Origin of the sequence: Pseudomonas sp. (assembly GCF_026224925.1) — a bacterium.
Classification (GTDB): Bacteria; Pseudomonadota; Gammaproteobacteria; order Pseudomonadales; family Pseudomonadaceae; genus Aquipseudomonas.
The window spans coordinates 1-3,638 of the sequence record NZ_JAMFRV010000487.1 but is presented as its reverse complement, the minus strand read 5'-3'; the positions used below and the strand labels follow the sequence as shown (position 1 = coordinate 3,638).

7 protein-coding genes are annotated in these 3,638 nt (G+C 54.6%); 5 read left to right on the top strand and 2 right to left on the bottom strand.

From position 1 onward, the window contains the following. Both M0974_RS20865 and M0974_RS20860 read right to left on the bottom strand, forming a co-directional pair. The coding region (locus tag M0974_RS20865) for a hypothetical protein (protein WP_297841101.1) at positions 1 to 181 on the bottom strand (181 nt) is incomplete at its 3' end. Between the two features lie 66 nt (positions 182 to 247). Beyond that, positions 248 to 838, bottom strand: a complete 591-nt coding sequence (locus M0974_RS20860; protein ID WP_297841103.1) for a 2-hydroxychromene-2-carboxylate isomerase — start codon at positions 836 to 838, stop codon at positions 248 to 250. An 85-nt stretch (positions 839 to 923) separates the two neighbouring features. On the opposite strand from M0974_RS20860, the gene M0974_RS20855 reads away from it, so the two are divergent. The 5 genes from M0974_RS20855 to M0974_RS33355 all read left to right on the top strand — a co-directional run. Then, positions 924 to 1,496, top strand: coding sequence for a TetR/AcrR family transcriptional regulator (locus tag M0974_RS20855; protein WP_297841098.1), 573 nt, complete (start codon positions 924 to 926; stop codon positions 1,494 to 1,496). A gap of 84 nt (positions 1,497 to 1,580) precedes the next feature. Next, positions 1,581 to 2,318, top strand: a complete 738-nt coding sequence (locus tag M0974_RS20850; protein ID WP_297841095.1) for an SDR family oxidoreductase — start codon at positions 1,581 to 1,583, stop codon at positions 2,316 to 2,318. Further along, positions 2,312 to 2,761: a thioesterase family protein gene (locus M0974_RS20845; protein WP_297841093.1), complete on the top strand. Its 450-nt coding sequence runs from the start codon at positions 2,312 to 2,314 to the stop codon at positions 2,759 to 2,761. The genes M0974_RS20850 and M0974_RS20845 overlap by 7 nt, the downstream gene beginning before the upstream one ends. Positions 2,762 to 2,916: 155 nt before the next feature. Then, the gene (locus tag M0974_RS20840; protein ID WP_297841091.1) at positions 2,917 to 3,498 is read left to right on the top strand and encodes a TetR/AcrR family transcriptional regulator; all 582 of its coding nucleotides are present in this window, start codon (positions 2,917 to 2,919) and stop codon (positions 3,496 to 3,498) included. A gap of 12 nt (positions 3,499 to 3,510) precedes the next feature. Beyond that, on the top strand, positions 3,511 to 3,638 hold a 128-nt coding region (locus M0974_RS33355), incomplete at its 3' end, for a TetR family transcriptional regulator (RefSeq protein ID WP_367279039.1).

The following is a 3,638-nucleotide window of genomic DNA, read 5'->3' as shown; positions in this document are numbered from 1 at the left end:
TTTTCGACAGTCGCGCCAGTTGTTCATAGCTCAGTTGCTCATGGAGACATGTGGCGGCAATCTGGTGGGAGTGACTTGCGAACGATTGTTCGAGGGAGGTGAGTAGCGTTTCTTGCTCGTCCAGTTCAATTTGATCGGGAAAGCTGGCGGGGTAGGCTAAATTTCTGGCGCGTTGTTGCATGATTCACTCCTGTTGTAATTGTTCTTGTAGGCAGGTGAGAAGGTGCTCGCTGTCAGATGAGATGCTTCAGGACAACGCTTCCTCCACGAAGTCGAGCCGATCCTGCCCAAAAAACATCTGGTCGCCCACGAACAGGGTCGGCGCACCAAATACGCCGCGCTCAAGGGCGTCATCGGTCGTACTTCTGAGTTGCGCTTTGACGTCTGGCTCATTGGTCAAGGCCAGGATCTCCTCGACGGAAAAGCCCGCCCGAATGATTGTGCGGCCAACCAATTGCGGTTCGTTGAGGTTCAGTGCTTCCACCCACAGGGCATTGAACAGCTCCGCCAGGAAGGGTTCGAAACGCTCCGGATGGCGCATTTGCACGCCCGTCACGGCCCGCATCAGTTGCAGAGTGTTGATGGGGAAGTGTGGGTTCATCAACAAAGACACGCCGTAACGACGAGCAAAGCGCCCCAGGTCGATGGTCGAGTGACGACCTTTGGCCGGCACGGCTGCGGGAGATACATTGCCGGTGGCCTGGAAGATTCCGCCCAGTAGCATCGGCCGGAACACCAGTTCGGCACCTTTTGCAGCGCATATTTTTGGCAGCTGCGTCCAAGCCAGATAGGACGCTGGACTGCCCACATCGAAGAAAAACTCCACCTTCATACGCACGTACCCCATAGAAAAACTATCGTTTACTAAACGAACGTTATGCTACTGTTTTGACTCTGTCAAACCGCCGGTTCGGGCTTGCCCTATGCGCTATTCAAAAACACATAAAGACGAGACTCGCCTCAAATTGCTCAGCAGCAGTCGGGCGATCACCAAGAAAGGCGGCTTCAGCGTCACCAGTGTCGACACTTTGATGTCGGCGGTGGGCATGACCGGCGGCGCTTTCTACAATCACTTCCCGTCTAAACAGGCGTTGTTCCAGGCGGTGATCGAAGAGGAAGTGGAGAACAGTCGGGAAATGCTGGCTGGCGACGAAGACTCTTCCGACGATCATGTCATCAAGTGGCTGCGCAAATACCTGAGTGTGTCCCACGCCCTGCATCCTGATGAAGGATGCGTGCTGCCGACACTGGGGCCAGAAATTGCCAGAGCGGGTCCTGAAGTACGCCTGGTGGTAGAGCAAGGCGTTAAAAGCATTCAAAAGGCGTGGAGCGCACGCACCGAGGATTCCGATGCTGCGTGGGCAATCATCGCCCAGTGCATCGGTGCGCTGGCGTTGTCACGCATGGTTGAAACCGATGAAACCCGCCAAGAAATCCTTCACGCCAATCTTCGTGTTATCGAAAAGCATCACCTGCGTAAACCCGACAACCAATAACTGACCGAACAATCAGTACCTTGACCGCCGTTGGGGCTGAGCGTATGTTTTATAAAAAAACGATCGTTTACCAAAGGAGCTGCAATGTCCAGTCCAACCGAAGCCAAGGTAGCGTTGATCATCGGCGCGGGTGATTCTACCGGCGGTGCCATCGCCAAAAAGTTCGCCGCTGAGGGTTATATCGCCTGCGTCACCCGTCGCGATGCCGAAAAGCTGCAACCGCTGGTCGACAGCATCCGTGAGCGGGGCGGCGTGGCCCACGGTTTTGCCTCTGATGCGCGCAAGGAAGAGGAAGTGGTTGCGCTGGTCGAGCATATTGAGGCGCACATCGGACCGATCGACGTTCTGGTGTTCAACATTGGCGCCAACGTGCCGTGCAGCATTCTTGACGAGACGGCCCGCAAGTATTTCAAGATTTGGGAAATGGCCTGTTTCTCGGGCTTTCTAAACACGCACGAAGTTGCCAAGCGAATGGTGACTCGCCAGCGCGGCACCATCCTGTTCACCGGGGCCACGGCCGCCTTGCGTGGTGCCGCCAACTTCTCGGCCTTCGCTGGCGCCAAGCACGCACTACGTGCTCTGGCCCAAAGCGCCTCCCGAGAGCTGGCGCCGCAGAATATCCATGTCGCCCACATCGTGGTCGACGGCGCGATTGATACCGACTTTATCCGCACCCAGTTCCCGGAGCGCTACGCTCTTAAGGATCAGGACGGCATCCTTAACCCGGAACATATCGCCGACAACTACTGGTACCTGCACACACAACCGCGTGACGCCTGGACCTTCGAGCTGGACCTGCGTCCTTGGATCGAGAAGTGGTAAAGCCCTGGGATTTGCCGAATCCCTTCGTTTTAGAACTCGACGTCGGCGACGCGGATATCGATGAGTTGGGGCACGCTAACCACTCGGTATACGTGAAGTGGCTGGAGCGTTGTGCCTGGTCGCATTCCTTGAGCCTGGGCGTAACGCTTGCCGATTACCGTCGACTGGATCGCGGCCTCGCGGTGGTTCGTAATGAGATCGATTACCTGGCGAGTGCCTATGAAGGGGAACGGCTGCTGATTGCCACTTGGATTGTGAGCATGCAACGGATCAAGTTGGTTCGTCATTTTCAGGTGATTCGCGCGGCGGATGCGTGCGTTTTATTACGCGCGATCACCACATTCGCCTGCGTCGAGCTCTCCACCGGCAAGCCGAAGCGGGTGCCGGAAGAGTTTGCCATTGGCTTTGGTGGGGCTCTTATCGCAGACGTATCGTGTACCTGATGCAGGAGTCGTATGGGTGCAGTCTGCGCATGCGGATCTTTGCAGGGCAGCTAACCAACACTTATTTTTACCTCTATTCAGACTTTTTCAGTTGACCGACGCACTGTTTGAGTCCCGGATTGACAAGGGAATACGGACAAGCGTATTGTTTTGAAATGGCTAAACCATCACATCGTGAAAAAATATTGAATGTCGGGATGCAGGTCGTCCACGCCCACGGGTATGCCGGGGCTAGCGTTCGCGACATTACCCAGGCCGCAGGTGTACCGCAAGGTTCGTTCACCAATCATTTTGCGTCCAAGGAGGCGTTCGGCCTCGAAATCATTGACTTATACTTCCTTGAAACTCGCAAAACGATTGCCGCTACCCTCTGCAATGACACGCTTCCTCCGCTGGAGCGGTTCGGCGCGTTCTTGGATGGCAGCGTTGCCCGGGCCAAGAAAAATGAGATGCGGAACGGTTGTTTGTTTGGGAATTTTGCTGCTGAAGCTAGCGATCATAGTGAGCTCATTCGAGACCGTCTTGTTGCAATTTTTTCAGAAATACAGGCAGCCATTACATATTGCTTAAAAGCTGCGGTATCTGAAAATGAGATCCCCCAAAGTACTGATTGCGACAGCCTTGCCAGCTTTATGGTTGCAGCATTACAGGGCGCTCAGCTAATGACGAAAGTGCAGCGCAATTCAGCACCGCTTGAGCATTTGCGCCCAATTTTCTTCTCGTTACTTTTGCAATAATATCCCGCTTCATTGCACCGCGAAAAAATCCTAGAAGAGGGCATGAGGGTTATTCATGAACGGGGCTTCTCCAATGCCACTGTTCGGGATATCACAACTGCCGCACAAGTCCCAAATGGCTCCTTTACCAATCACTTTGC